The organism is Paraburkholderia sp. BR10936 (assembly GCF_040965735.1).
Taxonomy (GTDB): domain Bacteria; phylum Pseudomonadota; class Gammaproteobacteria; order Burkholderiales; family Burkholderiaceae; genus Paraburkholderia; species Paraburkholderia nodosa_A.
The window spans coordinates 190058-208566 of record NZ_JBFRCM010000015.1 but is presented as its reverse complement, the minus strand read 5'-3'; the positions used below and the strand labels follow the sequence as shown (position 1 = coordinate 208566).

General features: G+C 64.6%; 17 protein-coding genes. 7 read left to right on the top strand and 10 right to left on the bottom strand.

Annotated features, from left to right (window positions below; genetic code table 11):
- Positions 1–458 precede the first annotated feature (458 nt).
- Entirely contained in the window at positions 459–635 is a 177-nt protein-coding gene (locus AB4Y36_RS28385; protein WP_154677984.1) for a hypothetical protein, read from the top strand.
- Between the two features lie 27 nt (positions 636–662).
- On the opposite strand, the gene AB4Y36_RS28380 is transcribed toward AB4Y36_RS28385, so the two are convergent.
- Positions 663–1688: an aldo/keto reductase gene (locus AB4Y36_RS28380; protein WP_368684751.1), complete on the bottom strand. Its 1026-nt coding sequence runs from the start codon at positions 1686–1688 to the stop codon at positions 663–665.
- A gap of 287 nt (positions 1689–1975) precedes the next feature.
- Here AB4Y36_RS28380 and AB4Y36_RS28375 point away from each other — a divergent pair, with 287 nt between their 5' ends.
- Positions 1976–3403, top strand: coding sequence for an MFS transporter (locus AB4Y36_RS28375; RefSeq protein ID WP_368684750.1), 1428 nt, complete (start codon positions 1976–1978; stop codon positions 3401–3403).
- Positions 3404–3445: 42 nt separating this feature from the next.
- On the opposite strand, the gene AB4Y36_RS28370 is transcribed toward AB4Y36_RS28375, so the two are convergent.
- Positions 3446–4468 carry a VTT domain-containing protein gene (locus AB4Y36_RS28370; RefSeq protein ID WP_069267461.1) on the bottom strand — a complete coding sequence of 341 codons (1023 nt, stop codon included), beginning with the start codon at positions 4466–4468 and terminating at the stop codon, positions 3446–3448.
- 229 nt (positions 4469–4697) lie between these two features.
- Here AB4Y36_RS28370 and AB4Y36_RS28365 point away from each other — a divergent pair, with 229 nt between their 5' ends.
- The 3 genes from AB4Y36_RS28365 to AB4Y36_RS28355 all read left to right on the top strand — a co-directional run bounded on the left by AB4Y36_RS28365 (position 4698) and on the right by AB4Y36_RS28355 (position 7623).
- Positions 4698–5516 (top strand): helix-turn-helix transcriptional regulator, encoded by an 819-nt coding sequence (locus AB4Y36_RS28365; RefSeq protein ID WP_368684749.1) that lies wholly within the window; start codon positions 4698–4700, stop codon positions 5514–5516.
- 177 nt (positions 5517–5693) lie between these two features.
- Positions 5694–7397 (top strand): FAD-dependent oxidoreductase, encoded by a 1704-nt coding sequence (locus AB4Y36_RS28360; protein ID WP_368684748.1) that lies wholly within the window; start codon positions 5694–5696, stop codon positions 7395–7397.
- Positions 7398–7431: 34 nt separating this feature from the next.
- Positions 7432–7623, top strand: a complete 192-nt coding sequence (locus tag AB4Y36_RS28355) for a hypothetical protein (protein ID WP_069267458.1) — start codon at positions 7432–7434, stop codon at positions 7621–7623.
- Between the two features lie 18 nt (positions 7624–7641).
- Here AB4Y36_RS28355 and AB4Y36_RS28350 read toward each other — a convergent pair whose 3' ends face one another.
- The 7 genes from AB4Y36_RS28350 to AB4Y36_RS28320 form a co-directional block, all read right to left on the bottom strand.
- Complete coding sequence (locus AB4Y36_RS28350) at positions 7642–8184, bottom strand: LuxR family transcriptional regulator (RefSeq protein WP_069267457.1); 543 nt, start codon at positions 8182–8184, stop codon at positions 7642–7644.
- A gap of 350 nt (positions 8185–8534) precedes the next feature.
- The gene (gene ggt, locus AB4Y36_RS28345; RefSeq protein ID WP_069267488.1) at positions 8535–10265 is read right to left on the bottom strand and encodes a gamma-glutamyltransferase; all 1731 of its coding nucleotides are present in this window, start codon (positions 10263–10265) and stop codon (positions 8535–8537) included.
- A 135-nt stretch (positions 10266–10400) separates the two neighbouring features.
- Positions 10401–11804 (bottom strand): MFS transporter, encoded by a 1404-nt coding sequence (locus AB4Y36_RS28340; RefSeq protein WP_368618474.1) that lies wholly within the window; start codon positions 11802–11804, stop codon positions 10401–10403.
- A 230-nt stretch (positions 11805–12034) separates the two neighbouring features.
- Positions 12035–12814 carry an NTP transferase domain-containing protein gene (locus AB4Y36_RS28335; RefSeq protein ID WP_368684747.1) on the bottom strand — a complete coding sequence of 260 codons (780 nt, stop codon included), beginning with the start codon at positions 12812–12814 and terminating at the stop codon, positions 12035–12037.
- 27 nt (positions 12815–12841) lie between these two features.
- Entirely contained in the window at positions 12842–13852 is a 1011-nt protein-coding gene (locus tag AB4Y36_RS28330; protein WP_368684746.1) for a flippase-like domain-containing protein, read from the bottom strand.
- On the bottom strand, positions 13849–14658 hold the full coding sequence (locus AB4Y36_RS28325) for a 2OG-Fe(II) oxygenase (RefSeq protein ID WP_342946328.1): 810 nt from the start codon (positions 14656–14658) through the stop codon (positions 13849–13851). Before AB4Y36_RS28325 ends, AB4Y36_RS28330 begins: the two co-directional genes overlap by 4 nt.
- A complete protein-coding gene (locus tag AB4Y36_RS28320) occupies positions 14655–15356 on the bottom strand; it encodes a CDP-alcohol phosphatidyltransferase family protein (RefSeq protein ID WP_368684768.1) in 702 nt (233 codons plus the stop codon). Before AB4Y36_RS28320 ends, AB4Y36_RS28325 begins: the two co-directional genes overlap by 4 nt.
- Positions 15357–15568: 212 nt before the next feature.
- On the opposite strand from AB4Y36_RS28320, the gene AB4Y36_RS28315 reads away from it, so the two are divergent.
- Positions 15569–16003 carry a hypothetical protein gene (locus AB4Y36_RS28315; protein WP_069267452.1) on the top strand — a complete coding sequence of 145 codons (435 nt, stop codon included), beginning with the start codon at positions 15569–15571 and terminating at the stop codon, positions 16001–16003.
- An 18-nt stretch (positions 16004–16021) separates the two neighbouring features.
- On the opposite strand, the gene AB4Y36_RS28310 is transcribed toward AB4Y36_RS28315, so the two are convergent.
- Positions 16022–16543, bottom strand: coding sequence for a hypothetical protein (locus tag AB4Y36_RS28310; protein WP_069267451.1), 522 nt, complete (start codon positions 16541–16543; stop codon positions 16022–16024).
- A gap of 672 nt (positions 16544–17215) precedes the next feature.
- Between AB4Y36_RS28310 and AB4Y36_RS28305 the strand changes: the two genes are divergently transcribed.
- Positions 17216–18379, top strand: a complete 1164-nt coding sequence (locus AB4Y36_RS28305; protein WP_069267450.1) for a porin — start codon at positions 17216–17218, stop codon at positions 18377–18379.
- Positions 18380–18509: the final 130 nt, after the last annotated feature.

Below are 18509 nucleotides of genomic sequence, written 5' to 3'. Positions count from 1 at the left end.
AATTGAAGTGCGTCCACAGCGCATTTCCGGGTCTTGTCGGGCGATTTTCTCAATCTGCGCAATAATTCTTTTCGAATTAGGGGTTTACCCTAGGACAAAACCCGACTACACTCTGGCCCGTACTACATGCGGCGCCCTGCCGCACAAGAAGAAGAATTCCGGAGGTTGGTCGCTATGCAGCACGTTGCCCCGCCGTCGCATCACCTGTCTCATCCCGGCTTCAATCGCACTACCGGCGCATTGCGTCGTCCCACGCTTCGCTAGTTCAGCGCGCGTGTCCTGCCGTCGCGCACGCGCCGCGGCAGGCGAACTTGAAAGGCCCACTCCGCGTCATCGCCGTTTTCATGCTGCTATTCACGTCGCGGCAAACGGCGCGCGCTTTTGCGCGTATGGACGCCCGGTAATGGGCTTCGCACCCGTCACGGGCCGAGCGCCCGGTTACCGAAGGAGAAGCATCCATGGAGTCCGCGCAGAACCGTCAGTCGAAAGTCGAAGTGAAGTTGTTCCTGCACCCGGAAGATCATTACCGCGCGATGGCCGCCGCGAAGACCCTCAATCTCGCGGAGCGCGAGTTCTTCGCGCTGGCGCTGCATCTGGGCGCGACCCAGATCCTGCGCCAGACCGAAGCGGCTTGATGAAGCCTCACCGGGCGAGGCGACTCATTACACCGGTGACGGGTTGCGCTCGGCAAAACCCTCCTGGTGCCAGTAGGGGTACACAGGCCGCACAGCACTCGCGGCGTCGAGCTTCGCCACCTGCTCGGGCGTGAGGTCCCAGCCGACCGCGCCGAGATTCTGGCGCAACTGCGCCTCGTCGCGCGCGCCGATCAGCACCGTCGCGACCGTCGGCCGCTGCAGCAGCCAGTTCAGCGCGATCTGCGGCACGGTCTTGCCGGTTTCCTGCGCGATCTCGTCGATGGCGTCGAGCACGCGAAAGAGGTATTCGTCCGGCACCGGCGGCCCCTGCTCCGCCGTCTTGTGCAGACGGCTCTTCTCCGGCAGCGGCTGGCCGCGCCGGATCTTGCCCGTCAACCGTCCCCAGCCCAGCGGACTCCACACCACCGCGCCCACACCCTGGTCGAGCCCGAGCGGCATCAGCTCCCACTCGTAGTCGCGGCCGATCAGCGAGTAGTACGTCTGGTTCGCGACGTAACGCGGATAGCCGTAGCGATCGGCCACGGCCAGAGACTTCATCAGGTGCCAGCCCGAGAAGTTCGACACGCCCGTGTAGAGAACCTTGCCTGCGCGTACCAGTTCGTCGAGCGTCGACAGCACCTCTTCGGCCGGTGTGCGCGCATCGAATCCATGCAACTGGAACAGGTCGATATGGTCGGTCTGCAGGCGCTTGAGCGCCGCGTCGACCGCGCGCTTCAGGTGGAAGCGCGATGAGCCCACGTTGTTGGGTTCGTCGTCGAACCGGAAGGTCGCCTTGGTCGAGATGATCGCCTTGTCGCGGCGCCCCTTGAGCGCCTCGCCGAGCACCGACTCCGACGCGCCGCTCGAATAGATATCGGCCGTATCGAACATCGTGACCCCAGCGTCGAGGCAAATGTCGATGAGCTTGCGCGCTTCGGCGACATCGGTTGCGCCCCAGGCCTCGAAGAACTCGCCTTTGCCGCCGAACGTGCCGGTGCCTAAGCTCAGCACCGGCACCTTCATTCCGGACGCACCCAGAAAACGGTATTCCATTTCCGACTCTCCATTAATCAACGGGTTGACGATGTGATGCCGACAGCGGACGAGTCTACGCGCTTCGATTCGGGCTTGCCGCGCGGGTCACACGGCGAACGGCTCGCCGCGCCGCGGACCGCCGCGCGGCTGTACAGATGCTTTTGCCTGATGGAAACTGTCGCCTTTCGCCGCGGGCTTTGTGCTTCACAATCCGGTCCGCAACGTACCGATCGGCAATATCTCCGCTGCCTGCCCATGCTCCGTAACAAGATCGCATTGATTCTCCGCTGCTGCGTGGAGGCGCAATGACCGCTCCCGCACAACGTTCCCCCGGCGTCGGCTGGCTGCCGTACCTCGTCGCCGCCACGTTCTTCATGGAGTACCTCGACACGACCGTGATCGCCACGGCGCTGCCGCAGATGGCGCGCTCGTTCGGCATCGGCCCGAACAGCCTGAGTCTTGGCGTGACCGCCTACATGCTCGCGCTCGCCATCTTCATTCCGGCCAGCGGCTGGGTGGCGGACCGCTGCGGCGCGCGCACCGTGTTCTTCAGCGCCGTGGTCACGTTCACGGTGGCGTCCGTGCTGTGCGGGATCTCGCAGAACGTCGACGAGTTCGTGGCCGCGCGCATCCTGCAGGGCATTGGCGGCGCGATGATGGTGCCGGTCGGGCGCATGATCGTCGTGCGCAGCACCGAGAAAAGCAAGCTCATGCAGGCGATCTCGACGATCACCTGGCCCGCCATCGCCGCGCCCGTGGTGGGACCGCCCATCGGCGGCTTCATCACGACCTACGCGTCGTGGCGCTGGATCTTTTTGCTGAACGTGCCGTTCGGCATCGCCGTGCTCGCGGCCATCGCCGCCATCGTGCCGAACCTGCGCGGCGAACAGCGCCGGCCGCTCGACGTCGCGGGGCTCGTGCTGAGCGGCGCCGCGCTGACCGCCATCCTTTACGGCGCGGAACTCGCGAGCCAGGTCGGCCAGAATCCGTGGCGCGCAATGGCGCTCGTGGCGGCAGGCGTCGCGATCGGGGTCGTCGCGTTCGTGCATGCGAAACGTCATCCGCACCCGCTCGTCGATGTTTCCACACTGAAGGTTCCGACCTTTTCCGTCACGATCGTGACCGGCTCGATCACGCGTATCGGCATCGGCGCGGCGCCGTATCTGATGCCGCTGATGTTCCAGATCGGCTTCGGTCTTTCCGCGTTCAAGTCCGGCCTGCTGCTGCTCGCGAGCGCGCTCGGCAATCTCGGCATGAAGGCGCTCACGACGCGCATTCTCGAACGCTGGGGCTTCCGGCTCGTTTCCGTCGTCGACGTCAGCGTTGCCGGTGTCTCGTTGATCGCGTGCGGCCTGCTCACGCCCGGCACGCCGCTCGTTATCGTGTTGATCGTCGTGTTCGTCTACGGCATGGCGCGCTCGATGCAGTTTTCCACCCTCGCCACGTTGGCCTACGCCGACGTCGCGCAGCCGCAAATGAGCGCGGCCAGCACGCTCTGGAGCGCCGCGGCGCAGATGACGATCGGCCTTGGCATTGCGTTCGGCGCGCTCGCGCTGCGCGTGGCCGCGAACCTGAACGGCGAAACCACGGGCCATGTGTTCACGCTCGACGACTTCCGGCTCGCCTTCCTCGCGGCCGGCGTGCTCACGCTGATCTCGGTGTGGGGTTATGCGCAGATGGCGCGCGATGCGGGACAGAACGTGGGCGGCGGCTCGCGCAGGCAGCGCGCGTAGGTCCCGCCGCGCGCCTGACAACGCGCGGCGGCAGGACCACCGTTATTTGGAAAGACTTGCCCGCACGGTGTATTCGGCTTCCTCGCCCGCTTCGAGCTCATCGGCATGGGCATGGGCCGCGTGGAACTCGTTGGACAGCGGCTCGACCGGATAACCGTGGCGCTCCCACGCGTCGAGCCCGCCCTTGAGCGCGCGCGCGTGATAGATGTGCTTGTTGCGCAACTGATCGACGATGCGCTTGGCCGTCGCCTCGTTCGGGCACACGCAGTACACGACGATCGGACGCCCGATCAGCTCGGGCGAGAGTTCTTCGCTCGATTCGAGATTCAGCGGCCGCGCGCCGGGAATGCGGTAAGCCTCCTTCTGACGCACGGCTTGCGGACGCGCGTCGAGCACGATGGGCGGTGCACTCGACTTCATCATCTCGTCGAGCTGATCGGGCGAAATGCGGTGCGTCGCCAGCCAGTGGCGGAACTGCATGCGCCGCAGCCAGCGCCAGGCGAGGAACAGCACGCCCGCCACGGCGAGCACGTCGAAAATCGTCATGCCGTTCGCGCGCACGAACGCCGCGAATCGCACGATTTCCGCATGCAGCGCCGCGCCGCCGAGCAGCCAGGTGCCCGCCCACAACGCCGCGCCGACCGTGTCCCACAGCAGGAAGACGTGAACCGCCACCGTCGTCGTGCCGAGCAGCGGCGCGGAAATCAGGCCGAGCCCCGGAACGAACTTCGCCACCGCGAGAATGGGCGCGCCGTAGCGCTCGAATACGTTGCGCGCGATGCGGATCGTCGTGTCCAGCGACAGCGAAAAACGCACGAGCCCATTGAGCAGACGCCGCCCGCGCTTGCGGCCTGCGGCGAACCACAGCGAATCCGCGAGCAGCGTCGCGATCACGGCCGCCGCCAGCAGGCTCCCGTAGGACGTCTCGCCGCTCGCCGCCATCGTGCCCGCGAGAATCAACACCGGCGCGGCCGGGACGGGCACGCCCAGTTGCGTCACGAGTACGCTGAGAAAGACCGCTCCGGCGCCGAAATCGGGTGGAATCGCGGTGGGGAGCGTCAACATTTCGAGATAACCTGCGCGCAGGGATATTCAGGTAAGGAAACGTGGCGCGCATACCGCGCCGGCCGAGGGTGGAGATTACCCCAACGTGCCATTCCTTGCTCTCGTTGACGCAGGCTTCGCGGCGGCATCGGGCGGGCGATCCGGCCCCGCTGCCGGCGCTTTCGCGGCGATGCGAAACGGTGCTAATCTCGTAAAAGTTGCTTTTTCCAGCCGTTTTCCGTCAAGACACATGCGTTACTGGCATCTCGATCGACCGAGGCAGACAGGTCAATTCGACCTCTCGCGCGTCACCAGCCTCGTTTCGGCCATCGGCCGCGACGACGCCAATGCGCTCGCCGCCGAAGTGCTGAACATGCTCGGCCCGGCGACGTCGGTCACGCAGTGCACCGTGTTCGCCTACGAATTCGGCAACCGGCCGCGCACGGTTTCCGTGGCCGATCATCGCGGCGGGCGCTTTTTGCGCGACGTCGCCGATACCTACGCGCGCCTCTTCTACGCGCTCGACGGCAATCAGCAGATCGTTTCCGGCGCCTCGGCCGACAAGCCCGGCTCGTCGCTCGTGCTGCACTGGCAAAGCAGCGCGGACATCGCGCACGATGGTTATCGCACCGCGTGTTACGCCACGCCCAACGTGTCCGACCGGCTCTCGCTGCTGCTGCAGCCCGCCGCCGACATCTGGCTCTCCGTGAATCTGTACCGCGAAAGCGACGCCGGCAATTTTCAGCCGGGCGAAGTGGAACTGGTCGAATCGCTCGCGCCGCTGATCGGCGAGTCGGCCCGGCATCACTACACGATTCGCGGCCAGAGCCAGCTCGGCATTCCTCAGATGATGCTCGCGCGCCTGCGCGGGCTCTGCCCCACGCTCTCCAAACGCGAACTCGACGCCCTGCGCGGGGTGCTCGAAGGGCGTAGCGCGGTTGAAATCGCCGAGTGCATGGGCGTGAAGCCCAGCAGTGTGGTGACCTATCAGAAACGCGCGTATCAGCGGCTGGGCATTTCGAGCCAGCGGCAGCTTTTTGCGCTTTGTCTCGCGACGGATCACGGTTAAACACCCGCCGCAAGCGCGCGCAAAAAACCACTGCGCAAAATTCCCCCCCGTAAGCCCCCTGTACCCAAATTGAGGACAGCGGGCCGCGTCTCGCGCTCCATACTGACTTCATCGCCAGCGCCCCCGCTCGGGGCATGCCGGCAAGCACAAGACTTACGTATCGGAGACGCAATCCCCATGAGCGCCGGATTCAAACCCTATCCGTTCGAGGCCAGGCAGTACGCCGCCCGCCTGCCCGAACTCGAAGGCGGCCGTGAAGCGCAACGCCACGCCGTGACGATCGTCGGCGGCGGTCCAGTGGGGCTCGCCATCGCGCTCGGCCTCGCGAAGCACGGCGTGCGCTCGGTGCTGATCGAAGCCGACGCATCGGTCTGCTACGGCAGCCGCGCGATCTGCATCTCGCGCCGCAGCCTCGAAATCATCGAGCGCCTCGGCGCGCTCGACGGCTTTCTCGCCAAAGGTCTGCCGTGGACCGGTGGGCGCAGCTTCTATCGCAACGACGAAGTGCTGCACTTCACGATGCCGCAGGACGAAAACCAGAAGCTCCCCCCGATGGTCAACCTCGCGCAGTACCACATCGAGCAGTTCCTGCTCGACGCAGCGGAGCGGCACGCCGATCTCATCGACATTCGCTGGTGCACGAAGGTGACGGCCCTGCACGAAGACGCGCATGGCGCCACGCTCTCGCTCTCCACGCCCGCAGGCGATTACACCGCGCAGACCGACTGGCTCGTCGCCGCGGACGGCGGCCGCAGCACGGTGCGCGAGTCGCTCGGCCTGAAGCTTCAGGGCACGAGCTATGAGGGCCGTTATGTGATCGTCGACATCCTGCTCGACAGCGCGCGGCCGACGGAACGGCTCGCGTATTTCGACCCGCCGTCGAATCCCGGCTCGACCGTGCTCGTCCACAAGCAGCCCGACAACGTCTGGCGCATCGACTATCAGCTGCGCGACGGCGAGGACGCCGACGAAGCGATCAAGCCCGAAAACGTCATGCCGCGCGTGCAGAGCCTGCTCGACATGATGGGCGAGAAGGCATCGTGGTCGCCGGTCTGGATCACGATCTACAAGGCCAACGCGCTCACGCTCGAGCGCTATCGCCACGGCCGCGTGCTGTTCGCGGGCGACGCGGCGCATCTCGTGCCGATCTTCGGCGTACGCGGCGCGAACTCCGGCATCGACGACGCCGACAACCTGGCGTGGAAACTCGCGTATGTCGTGAAGGGGCTCGGGAGCGACGCGTTACTCGACAGCTACTCCGATGAGCGCGTCTACGCCGCGCACGAAAACCTGAGCTATGGCACGAAGAGCACAGAATTCATGGCGCCGCCGTCGTTCGCCTTCGACCTGATGCGCACCGCCGTGCTGAGCCTCGCGCGCGAGCACGCCGCCGTGCGCTCGCTGATCAATCCGCGCCAGACTTCGGCCATCGCCTACGCGGCCTCGCCGCTCAACGCGGCCTCCGACGCATTCGCGAGCGGTCCGGTGCCGGGCACGGTGCTGCCCGAATGCCCGCTCACGATCGTCGATCAGGCTGGCGTGCGTGAAGGGCACATGACCGACTTGATCGCGCCATGCTTTACGGCGTTCTACTTCAGCGAGGATGACGCGACGCCCGCCCCGATCGCCGCGCTCGAAACGACGCTGGCCGCCCGCGCGCTGCCGTTCGCGCTGGTGCCGCTCGCACAGCGCCAGCCCGACGACGCATCACGCCGCAGCGGCTGGGACCGAATAGGACGCCTGTTCCCGATGTACGGCGCCAAGCCCGGCACGCTCTACCTCGTGCGCCCGGACGGCCACGTGCTCGGCCGCTGGCACGGCGAAGCCGGCACAGTCGCCACGCAGGCGCTCGCCGCCCTTGACCATGCGCTGTGCGCCTGAGCGCTGGCGGAATCAAGTACAGATGGAGAAAGCCATGACCGACAGCGAACTCGACACCGTCTACACGCAGCTGTGCAAGACCATGACCAATCTGGGCGAAGTCAACGGCCCGCTCTTTCTTGCGCGCTTCGCGCTGCTCGCGATCGAGCGGATCGGCAACGCGCAAACCTGCCTCGGGTTGATCGACGCCGCAGGCAAGAACGTTTCGGCAGCCGTGCCGGAATAAGGGGAAGCGCGGCACGCCTCAGCGCTGCGTCGACTGCACGAGTCGCGCGAGGCGCGAGCGGTTGCTGACGCCGAGTTTCTGAAACGAACGATCGAGATGGGTGCGCACGGTCGTATAGGAAATGCCTAGCCGCTCGGCGATCTCCTTGTCGAGCAGCCCTTCCACCACGAGCGCGACCACGTCGCGCTCGCGCCGCGTCAAGCGGTTGATCGCTTCGTTATCCGCAGTGGATGGGTCGGCTGGCGGCGGCTGAACGTGGCCCGTCTGCGCGCGCGAGCGCGCCAGCGCGGCGATGAAAGCCGGGCGCACCAGATCGAACAGCGCCAGCTCCCGATCGGAAAGATGCTCGCGCCGCTTGCCGCGCCCGATGCGCAGATGATCGAGATACTCTTCGCCCGACCAGACGAACAGGTCCGCGCCCGCATGCAGGCCGTCGGCGCGCAGCAGTTCGAGCAGGCGCCGCCCCACTTCGAGACGCAAGGCACCCTCGGGCAAGATAGGGTCGGCCAGCAGCTTGAAGACGTCGGCGATCAACGCGAGTTCGCGGCTCGTCAGGTCCATGCTCGGGTGCGATGAGAAGTGGGCGCGCGCCCCGCTTGCGCGGCGACGCAAACATCAGAGCTTAATGATCTCGCCTGACGGATTCAATATGCAGTGCGACTGTGAAGCGTGAAGCGGGCATGCCGAAAAGAAAATGGGGCGGCAAATGCCGCCCCAAGAAAAACACACGCCGGCAAAGGGCTGTCTTCCGCCGGAGGTTGCATAGTACGCGATGAATTACGGAGCGGCATCCCCAGATTTGAGGACAAACGCTCACGTCATGCAAACTTTTGCCGCCTCATGCCAGCTTGCCGATGCGAAATGGTTTGCTTTCATGCGCAGCGCATCGTTTCGCATCGGCGTCGCGGTTTTTACTGGATCAGACGCGAGACGCCACGGCCGCGCGGATCGGAAACCGCGTCGGGCGTATCGCCGTTGATACGGATCGCCTGGATGTCGCCGTTGAAGTCCTGCGCCTTCAGCACGTAGCCCTTCGCCTCGACCTGCCTGGCGAGTTCGCCGTCGATCGGCGCATACGGCTCCCAGAAAATCGTGTTGGGCGGCAGCAACTGGTGGTGGAAGCGCATCGCCGCCACCGCGTCCTTCAACGGCATGTCGAAGTCGTAGTTGTTGTTGATGACCTGGAACACCGACGTGAAGATGCGCGAGCCACCCGGCGTACCGATCACGAGCGCCACCTTGCCGTCCTTCGTGAGGATGGTCGGCGTCATCGACGAAAGCGGACGCTTCTTCGGCGCAATCGCGTTCGCGTCGCTGCCCACCACGCCGAACATGTTAGGCACGCCGGGCTTGGACGCGAAATCGTCCATCTCGTCGTTGAGCACGATGCCGGCGCCCGGCACGACCACGCCCGAACCGAAGTAGCCATTGACCGTGTACGTGTTCGAAACGGCGTTGCCCCACTTGTCGACCACCGAGAAGTGCGTCGTCTCCGCCTTCTCAGGCATCGAGGTGCCGAGGCCCGGTTGTACGCTCTTGGTGTCGGATGGCTTGTCGGGGTCGACTTCGGCAGCGCGCTTCGCGAGGTACGCGTCGTCGGTGAGCTGCGCGACCGGCACCTTGTAGAAGTCGGGGTCACCGAGATATTGCGCGCGATCCGCGAACACGCGCTTCTCGATTTCCGCGATCAGATGGATGTACTGCGGCGAATTGAGCTGCACATCCTTGAATTGCGGCGCCAGCATCGACTTCATCTTGAGCAGCTGCACGAGGCCCACGCCACCCGAGCTCGGGGGCGGCGCAGTGATGATCTCGTAGCCGTTCCACTTCGCCTCCACGGGCTGGCGCCACACTGCCTTGTACTCCTGCAGGTCGCGCTTCGTGATGAGGCCGTGACCCTTCATCGAAGCGGCGATCAGATCCGCGGTCTTGCCGTCATAGAAGTCCTTCGCGCCCTGGTTCGCAATGCGCGTGAGCACATTGGCGAGATCGGGCTGCTTGAACGTGACGCCCTCCTTCAGGTTGCCGAAGTAGTCGTCGAAATTGGTCTTGCCGGCGAAGTCCTTTTCCGCGGCCTCACGGCGCTTCGCGAGCTGCTCGTCCACGACGAAGCCGTCGCGCGCATATTTGATCGCCGGCGCGAGCACCTGCTTCCATTGCAGCCTGCCGAAGCGCTTCTGCGCCTCCCACATGCCCTCGACCGTCCCCGGCACGCCCACGGCGTCGTAGCCGTAAAGGCTCTTGCCCGGGATCACGTTGCCCTTGTCGTCGAGGTACATCGTGCGCGTGGCGGCGAGCGGCGCGCGCTCGCGATAGTCGAGAAAGTACGGCTTGCCGTTCACGTAGAGCGTCATGAACCCGCCGCCGCCGATGTTGCCGGCTTCGGGGTACGTCACGGCGAGCGAGAAGGCGATGGCGACCGCCGCGTCGACGGCGTTACCGCCCTCCTTGAGGATCTGCTCGGCGGCGTCGGCCGCGTACTTGTCGGCAACGGCCACGGCGGATGCATTGAGGACCGCAGGGCGTTGCTGCGTATCCTTCGCAAAGGCCGGCGTGGCTTCGAGGAAGCCCGTGGACAAGGCGGATAGCGAAAGCAGTGCGAGAGCGGCAGCGGAAATTTTCGTTTTTTCAACCAGCTTCATCGAGTTCACCCCATGATTCGGTTTGTTGGCCTACCAGAAACCTGCCTTGGCCTTATAGCACGCCAGGAAAACGATTGCGATCCGGCGATCCGCTGATTCCGCTGCCGTGCAAGACGGCGTCCGTTCTGGACTGGATCAGGCCTCGCCGCGCCGGCCGCGCGCAATTTCGTCGCCCGCATTCGCGGGCAAACGCATCGTCACCGGAATGGACGCTGCCGAAAAGAGCCCGACCACGAGAAACGCGGGCCAGAAATCGGACCAGACAATGGCCGAATGCCCTTGCACCCGGTGCGAGATCTGCAGCACGAGGCCCGCGATCGTCACGCCGAGGCCGAGCGACACCTGCTGGATCACGCTTGCCACGCTCGTGGCGCGGCCGATGTCGCGCGTCGGAATATCGGCGTAGGCGAGCGAATTGAGGCCGGTGAATTGCAGCGAAGGAAAGATCCCGCCCGCGAGCACGATGACCCAGATGAGCCACACGGGCATGCCCGGCGAAAACGAGCCGCATATCGCGATGGCCGTGCCCGCGAGGACCGCGTTGACCATCAGCGTGCGGCGAAAGCCAAAGCGCCCGAGCACGCGCGAGACGATCGCCTTCATGAAGATCGAGCCGAACGCCGAAGCGCAAGTGATGGCGCCTGAAGCGAACGCCGTCATGCCGAGCCCTTCCTGCAGCGTGAGCGGTAACAAAAATGGCACGGCGCCGAGCCCGATGCGAAACAGCGACCCGCCCGCCACGCTCGCATTGAAGGTGGGGATGCGCAGAAATTTCAGATCGAGCACGGGTCGCTCGACACGTTGCGCATACAACCAATAGGCCGCCAGCAGCAACGCGCCGATCACGCACATCGTCACCGCGGTGCCGGTGGCCACGATCTCGCCGCCCACGAGCGAGAGGCCGAGCATGAACAGCGACGCCCCACCCGCGGAGAGCACGAAGCCGACCCAGTCTAGCCGCCCAGGATGCTCCTCGTGCATGTTCTCGATATGCCGGTTCGCGAGCCAGATGCCGAGCACGCCAATCGGAATGTTGATGAAGAAAATCAGCCGCCAGTGCAGATACGTGGTGATGAACCCGCCGAGCGGCGGCCCCACGACCGGGCCGAGCAGCGCGGGCACCGTGAGATAGTTGACCGCGCGAATGAAGTCCGATTTGGGCAGCGAGCGGAAAATGATGATCCGGCCCACCGGCACCATCATCGCGCCGCCGATACCCTGCACGAAGCGGGCGGCCACGAACATCTCGAGCGAGCGCGAAGCCGCGCACAACAGCGACCCTGCCATGAAGATGCCGATGGCAGTGCGAAACACATTGCGCGAGCCGAAGCGATCGGCCACCCAGCCGCAGATCGGGATGAACACGCCAAGGCCGATCACGTAGCTCGTGACGGCCAGCTTGAGTGTGATGGGGTCCTGGCCGAGATCGCGGGCCAGTGCGGGGAGCGCGGTGACGATGACCGTCCCGTCCACGTTCTCCATGAACATCGAGCACGCGACAATGAGCGGAACGATGAATGTGCCGAGGGCTAATGGCATGGGCAGGAACGACGATCAGCGTGGCTGATGGCGTAAAGCTGCCATTATGGCCCTTGTTGCGGAAAACGGGAACCCGGCAACAGATGAAGCGGCGCCCTTTGCGTGTGCGCCACGCAGCAAACGCGCGCGCAAAAAATAAAAGCCGCGAAGCCCGCCTCCGCCATCATGCGGAGACAGACCTCGCGGCCTGATTCAAGCAATCTGCGTGAGGCAATCCGCGCAGATGCGCTCTAGATAGCGGCCTGCTTCACGCGGCTCACCACGGGACGCAGTTGCGGCAGCACCTGCTGCGCGGCGCGCGTGACGTCGTTGGGGAAGTCGATCTCGATCCACGGCGCGCCGGTGACGTCCGCGGTTTCGAACTCGCTGCCGCGTTCGAGCAGCAGGTCGCGCAGCGCTTCTTCGTGCGGCAGGTTCGCGCGGCCCGTATCGACATAGCCTTCGACGATCTGCGCAAAGCGGCGCGCCGTCGCTTCGTTCAGGCGGAAGAATCCCACCGACTCGCCGATCGTGTCGTATTTCAGACCGACCGCCAGCTGCTTGCGCAGTTCGACGGGCACGCCGTCGCGCAGACACAGCTTCACGGGCTCGTCGCCGGCTTCGAAGTCGCGGTCGATCAAGAGACGGTTGGCAGGCGCCCCGCCCGCCACGAGCGGTGCGAACACGCGCTCGTCGTAGAGCACGTCGGCGTCCATGAGCAGCACATCGCCGCCGCGCGTAAGCGCCTCTGCCGTGCGATGTACCGTGAGCACGCTGCCCAGGTCGAAGCGCGGATTCATCACGACCTCGACCTTGTGCGGCCAGCCGATGCGCTTGAGTTCGGCCTCGACCAGCTCAGGCTGGAAACCGAGCGCGAGCACGACCTCCGTGACACCCGCCTCTTCCAGGAATTGCAGATGGCGTTCGAGCAGCGTCACGCCCTCGAACTGCAGCAGACATTTCGGAAACTGTTCTCCAGCGGGTTGCTGAAGGCGCAGGCCGAGGCCTGCCGCGAGAATGATGGCGCGCATGCGCAAACGTTCCTTGGAAGAAAAAGGTCAATCGGCGACTTCGACAGCGGAGACGCGCAAGGCGCGTCGGCGTTGCCAGCTACGTTCGCTGAAATGCAGATACAGAAGGCCCGGCAAGCCGAGCAGGATTTCTCGCGCGCGCTTGGCAAGCGAGAGCGCGAGCGCCGCCTCGGGCGGCAGGCCGACGAGCGGCGCGAGCAGCAGATAACCGCCCTCTTGCACGCCCAGCGAGCCAGGAATGGCGAAGGCCGCACCGCGAATCGCCTGGCCGATGCTCTCGAGCAGCAGCGCATCGATCCAGCCTGTGGGATGGCCGAGAAAGCGCAGCGCGAGCCACACTTCCACCGTGCCCACGAGCCAGCCCGCGAGGCTCAGCGCGAAGCTGGCCGCCACGCGGCCGCGCCGGGCATAAAGCGACTTCACGGCTTCGTCGATCGCGTCGGCGCGCGTGGCAAGCGCCGACCAGTCGCGCTTGCCGAACACTTTCGATGCCAGACGCAGCAGGCGGCCGAACAGACCGCGACGCTGCGCGACATAAAACAGCGCGATCAGGCCGCCGAGCACGGCCGTCGCGATCAGCGCGGCGACGCCGAGGTCGCGCGGCGCGCCATTCGCGGCGTAGGCCGAAAAAAGCACGATGCCGAATACGGCGAAGACGATCTGCGCGACGGCTTGCAGCGTCGTGCTCACGGTGATGGCCGCAGCCGCATTGCGCATCGACATGCCGCGTTGACCGAGCTGGCGCACCATCGCCACGGGGCCGCCGATCTGGCCCGCGGGCAACAGGCTGTTCACCGATTCGCCGGTCCACCGCGCGAGCAATGCATCGCGCTGATCGACACGCTCGTCCCGGCCGAAGAGCACGGCGATCGCACCCGCGTCGAGTGCGAGCGGCACGACGTGGAACGTCGCAACGAGGACGAGGCCCCAGCCCGCGGCCGCAAGTGCGCCCGTGACCGAGCCGAGCCCCTGCCAGGCGAGCAGCGCAATGAAGAGCGCCGTGCCGATCGACAGCAGCAGGATGGCAGCACGGCTCACGCCTTGCCTCCGAATGCCTTGCGGAACACCTGGCGGAAACCGAAGTACGCAATCGCGTCCTTCATGTTCGAAATGAAACGCCGCCACGGGCGCATATTCGGGTTCGTCACGTATTCGAGCGTGAGCGAAACGCGCACTTCGCCTTCGAGACTCGGCGTGACGCGATGGCGAAGCTTGTCGCCGTCGAACACGATGAGCGCGCCCGGCGGGTATTGCACCGAACCCGGCTCATCCGCCTTGTTCGGGTCTTTCGTGTGCAGTTCGTAGTCGAGCTTGCACGACGACTCGTCGATTACCCCGAGCAGCACCGTATAGCGGCGGCCGTCGTAGTAGGACGTGTCGTAATGCCAGCCGATGTGATCGCCGGCGCGCGTGTAGTAATAGAGAGCGTAAGCGTGCGGGTCGTCTTCGGGCGAAAGCTGCAGGCGGTCGCCCGTGATCTTTTCGAGCCACGCGATGAGCTGCGGCGAGCGGTAAAGCTCGGCGATGTACGGCGCGAGGCGGTCGATGGTGTGACGGCTCACGCTTCCGCCCGCCTTGTGGCCCGGCAGATAGTTGCGGTTGACTTCGGGAAGCAGCGCGTTGGCCGCGTCGATCAACTGTTGCGTGGCGTCGGCGGGCAGAAAATCGGCGAGATACAGGAACGAGCCCTGGCTCTGATAGTCCTCGCGCAGGCGCGCGGTGTTCAGCGGTTGCAGCGCGCGGCCGATCGCGCCGTCCGGCTCGCCAGCCGCCGCGCGTGAGGCGCGGGCTGGCGCGGGGGCGCGCGGCGCTACGACCTGTTCTTGTTCTGCTTGCAGGCTCATCTGCTGCTCCACACCTGGCGGGTTTCCTTGGCGGGGCGCAGGCGGCGCGTCACGCGCACATAGTCGAGCACCACCCAGATGGCGAACAACGGCGCCCCGATCGAAGCCGCGATAATGAACGGCGACACGACGCCCGTCAGCGTGACAAGGGGTAGCAGATACAGCACGTCTTCGGTCTCGAAGCCGCCGGCGAACGCCTGTTGGGTGCCCGCCTTGCCGGCCATTTCCTCGATGCGCATGCGCAGGAAAAAGATCACGGCGACCGCGACGCCCGCGATGCCGCCCAGCACGGCCGGCGGCACATGCCATTCGGCGCCGGTGTGGGCGGCCACGACGCCGAGGCCGTAGCCCATGCCGAGGAACAGCAGGACGGTGACGAGCGCGTCCGCCGCGAGATCGTAGAAATGCCCGATGCGGCTGGTTTTACCGCCGATACGCGCCAGTTCGCCGTCGGTATGATCGACAAAATTCGACAGTACGATCAGAAACGCGCCAATATTGACGTGCAGAAAGTCTCCGCGCGCCAGAAAAAAGCCGCCGGCAACGCCAATCAGGAGTCGCAGCGTGGTCAGATGATTCGGGGTAACGCGCGTGGGTACAAGCGGAGTGACAAGCCAGCGCGCCGCGCGAGCGTCCCACGTGCGCGGCGGCGGCACCGCTTTCGGAGCCATTTTTACAGGTTTGTCTTTTTCGGTCATAACCGCGCAATATATACGCCTTCCAGAAATCTTGCAGGTATTCCGACGATCGTCCCACTTTTTGCTTGTGGTTCTGTAAGGCAAAGCGCTAGATCGGCTCCCGCGGCGCCGCAAGCGAAGTTGCCCGAACACGCGTAGAGTGCAACCCTTCGCGCCAGCCCGGACGTTTTGCGTCCAACGGCTCCGGCGCACGCACTTTCGCCATTCACGTAATGAAACGCTTTACCTTTGCCGCCCTTTTTCTCGCTGTCCTGACGCTTCTCGCCGGCAACGCCCGCGCCGCCGCCATCGACGATTCGCTGACCTGCAGCGAGTCCGCACACGACTTCATCTCCGGGCTGATCACGCAAAACCTGATCGATCCGAAGCCCATGAAGGTCGAAAGCAATTCGATCAACGCATTCTGGCCCGCGCGCGGCCAGCACATGACGGCCTATGGCTTCAGCGTGTTCGCCATCGTGGGTTTCCAGAAGGACGACCCGCTCTTCAAGACCGGCGACGGCACACCCATCGCCCCTTCCGCCTACGGCGCCGTCGTGGTCGGCACCCAGACCAGGGTGCAGGCGGCCCTCACGGCGGCAGGCAATAACGCCATCGTCCACCATGCCGGACCGCTATTAACAGCGATCTTCTGCAAGCAGGAGTAAGCGGGCAGGCTTTGAGCGTTATTCGATACGCCCGAAACCGCCTTCGGCCCAGGCCTCGGCGCGGGCTTTCGTGAGCTTGAAGTTCGGCGCGACGCGCGCCTGAGCGAGTTGCTCGCCGAACGCGTCGATCGCGCTGATGAGCCCGTAGGGCTCGTACTCGTCGGGAACGATGTCGAGCGTCACGTCCACATCGCCTTCGGCGGTCTGCACGCTCACGCGCTTGTGCAGCAGTGCGCGCAATTGCTGCTCGTGCCGGCGCAGCACCTCCGAAGCGGTCTTCACGAGCGTGTTGAACGCCGACGTGTCGAGCGGCTTGGGATTCTTCTTGTCACGGCCCATGGTCCACGGGCCGACGAGTGCAGGCTCAGGCTCGCCGTCCTTGATCATTTCGACGGCCCAGCCGTCGTCGTCCTCATTCTTGATCACGCGCGCGGTCCAGCCGTCCTTGCGCCACAGGCGCGCCTCCTGGATCACCTCGGCTTCAGCGGCGAGGTCATCGGCGGGGAAATCGGAATCGGTTGCGGGTGAGGAATCGGTCATGGCGGGGTTTTCATCGGGTTCTGCGGGGGACTTGCCCGTCGCGGGGCAAGGGCAGGATTCTACCCGGATCGCGTCGCGCGTCGGGCGCCGCGTCTTTCTATCCAGCCGGTTCGGATTATCGCGCCACCAAAGCAGAATATCGACTGGTGATTTTAATCATTGCGTTTTCCGCAACGCATCATTCCGCCTTGCGCATTAATTTAAAATAATTTCCTGCGGGCAAAAAAAACGCGGCCCGAGAGCCGCGTAAAAACAGATGAAAAAAGACCACCCTTGGTCGAGGGCTGAAGCCATTGTACCGCCGCGCAATGCGTGGGTTCAGCCCATGATCTGGAACAGTACCTTTCACCAAACGACAAGAATCGCGCTTGAAAAAGCGTTGAATTCGCGTTAGGCCAGCTCCTGCGCGGGTTTGTCGCATCGTCGCGGGTGCACAACGGATTGTCCAGATAGACCATTTTGTCGCACCCGATAATCCAATGGAAAAAGTCTTTATATGCAATCACTTACGGCGATTAATGCCGATCGCGAAATGAGATGAATGCATTGTTGCGTCGATTTGCGTAAATACGCCGAATACCGGGCTTACACTTCGTTGCGAATCATCCGGGCACGAAATCGATTTTCAGAATATTCGGCCTGAGATTCCCCAAGTTCTGACCGGAGAAAAACATGAAAAAAGCACTCATTGCTGCAGGCGTCCTCAGTGCATTTGCCATCAGCGCCCATGCGCAAAGCAGCGTCACCCTTTACGGCTCGCTCGACGCCGGCATCGTCTACGCGAACAACGTCGGCGGCCACAGCCTGTGGGCTCAGGGCAGCGGCGCTCTCTCGAACAACTACTTCGGCTTTCGCGGCGCCGAAGACCTGGGCGGCGGCCTGAAGGCGATCTTCACCCTCGAAAGCGGCTTCAATCTCAACAACGGCGGCTACAAGAACGGCGACAGCGGCTTTAACCGCCAGGCCTACGTCGGCTTGAAGAGCGACAAGTTCGGCACGCTCACGCTCGGGCGGCAGTACGACTCGATGGTCGACTACCTCTCGCCGCTCTCGGAAGCCGGCGCGGGCTACGGCAACAATCTCGCGGGCCACCCGTTCGACAACGACAACCTCGCCCAAAGCTATTCGATCAAGAACTCGGTCAAGTACGCCAGCGCAAACTACGCGGGCCTCCAGTTCGGCGGCCTGTACGGCTTCAGCAACGACGCGAACGGCTTCGCGAATGGCCGCGCGTGGAGCGTGGGCGCATCGTACGGCAACGGCCCGCTGAACTTCGCGGCCGCCTACTCGCAACAAAACAACTCCGGCGGCCTCGGCGCCGCGAACAGCGCGGCCTCGGCCGACCAGAACATCTCGGCGCGGCTGCAGCGCTCGTTTGGCGCGGGCGTGAACTACACCTACGGCCCGGCACAAGTTGGCTTCGTGTGGACACACTCGCAGATCGACGGCATGCAGAGTCTCTCGAGTGGCGGCAGCGCGCCGCTGCCGGGCCTCTCAGGCCTCAACCTGCACGTCGACAACTATGAAATCAACGGCGCCTACCATCTGACGCCCGCCCTCGCGTTCGTCGGCTCCTACACGTTCACCGACGGCACGGTCACCGGCAACGGCAGCAACAACAGCCCGAAGTGGCACACCGTGGTGCTCGGCACCGACTACTCGTTGAGCAAGCGCACGGACGTCTACCTCGCCGGCGTCTACCAGCACGCTTCGGGCTCGCTCGGCTATAACGCCGACGGCTCGGGCATCGCAAACGTCGCTGCGATCAATACGCTCTCGCCTTCTTCAACGAACAACCAGGTGGCCGCGACAGTCGGTCTGCGTCACCGCTTCTGATCGCTCGCGGTTGGGCAAACCCGGCGCGACCCGCCACGCTGCCTGTCCTTTGAGAAACGCACATGCGCCACAAGCGCATGTGCGTTTTTTCTTGTGAACTGTTGCATCTTTTTACGTCTGCGTAGGCCTT

Bases quoted from the DNA above. Each gene is read 5' to 3' on its own strand.
- AB4Y36_RS28385 (WP_154677984.1), top strand. From the start codon at position 459: ATGGAGTCCGCGCAGAACCGTCAGTCGAAAGTCGAAGTGAAGTTGTTC.
- AB4Y36_RS28380 (WP_368684751.1), bottom strand. From the start codon at position 1,688: ATGGAATACCGTTTTCTGGGTGCGTCCGGAATGAAGGTGCCGGTGCTG.
- AB4Y36_RS28375 (WP_368684750.1), top strand. From the start codon at position 1,976: ATGACCGCTCCCGCACAACGTTCCCCCGGCGTCGGCTGGCTGCCGTAC.
- AB4Y36_RS28370 (WP_069267461.1), bottom strand. From the start codon at position 4,468: ATGTTGACGCTCCCCACCGCGATTCCACCCGATTTCGGCGCCGGAGCG.
- AB4Y36_RS28365 (WP_368684749.1), top strand. From the start codon at position 4,698: ATGCGTTACTGGCATCTCGATCGACCGAGGCAGACAGGTCAATTCGAC.
- AB4Y36_RS28360 (WP_368684748.1), top strand. From the start codon at position 5,694: ATGAGCGCCGGATTCAAACCCTATCCGTTCGAGGCCAGGCAGTACGCC.
- AB4Y36_RS28355 (WP_069267458.1), top strand. From the start codon at position 7,432: ATGACCGACAGCGAACTCGACACCGTCTACACGCAGCTGTGCAAGACC.
- AB4Y36_RS28350 (WP_069267457.1), bottom strand. From the start codon at position 8,184: ATGGACCTGACGAGCCGCGAACTCGCGTTGATCGCCGACGTCTTCAAG.
- ggt (WP_069267488.1), bottom strand. From the start codon at position 10,265: ATGAAGCTGGTTGAAAAAACGAAAATTTCCGCTGCCGCTCTCGCACTG.
- AB4Y36_RS28340 (WP_368618474.1), bottom strand. From the start codon at position 11,804: ATGCCATTAGCCCTCGGCACATTCATCGTTCCGCTCATTGTCGCGTGC.
- AB4Y36_RS28335 (WP_368684747.1), bottom strand. From the start codon at position 12,814: ATGCGCGCCATCATTCTCGCGGCAGGCCTCGGCCTGCGCCTTCAGCAA.
- AB4Y36_RS28325 (WP_342946328.1), bottom strand. From the start codon at position 14,658: ATGAGCCTGCAAGCAGAACAAGAACAGGTCGTAGCGCCGCGCGCCCCC.
- AB4Y36_RS28320 (WP_368684768.1), bottom strand. From the start codon at position 15,356: ATGACCGAAAAAGACAAACCTGTAAAAATGGCTCCGAAAGCGGTGCCG.
- AB4Y36_RS28315 (WP_069267452.1), top strand. From the start codon at position 15,569: ATGAAACGCTTTACCTTTGCCGCCCTTTTTCTCGCTGTCCTGACGCTT.
- AB4Y36_RS28310 (WP_069267451.1), bottom strand. From the start codon at position 16,543: ATGACCGATTCCTCACCCGCAACCGATTCCGATTTCCCCGCCGATGAC.
- AB4Y36_RS28305 (WP_069267450.1), top strand. From the start codon at position 17,216: ATGAAAAAAGCACTCATTGCTGCAGGCGTCCTCAGTGCATTTGCCATC.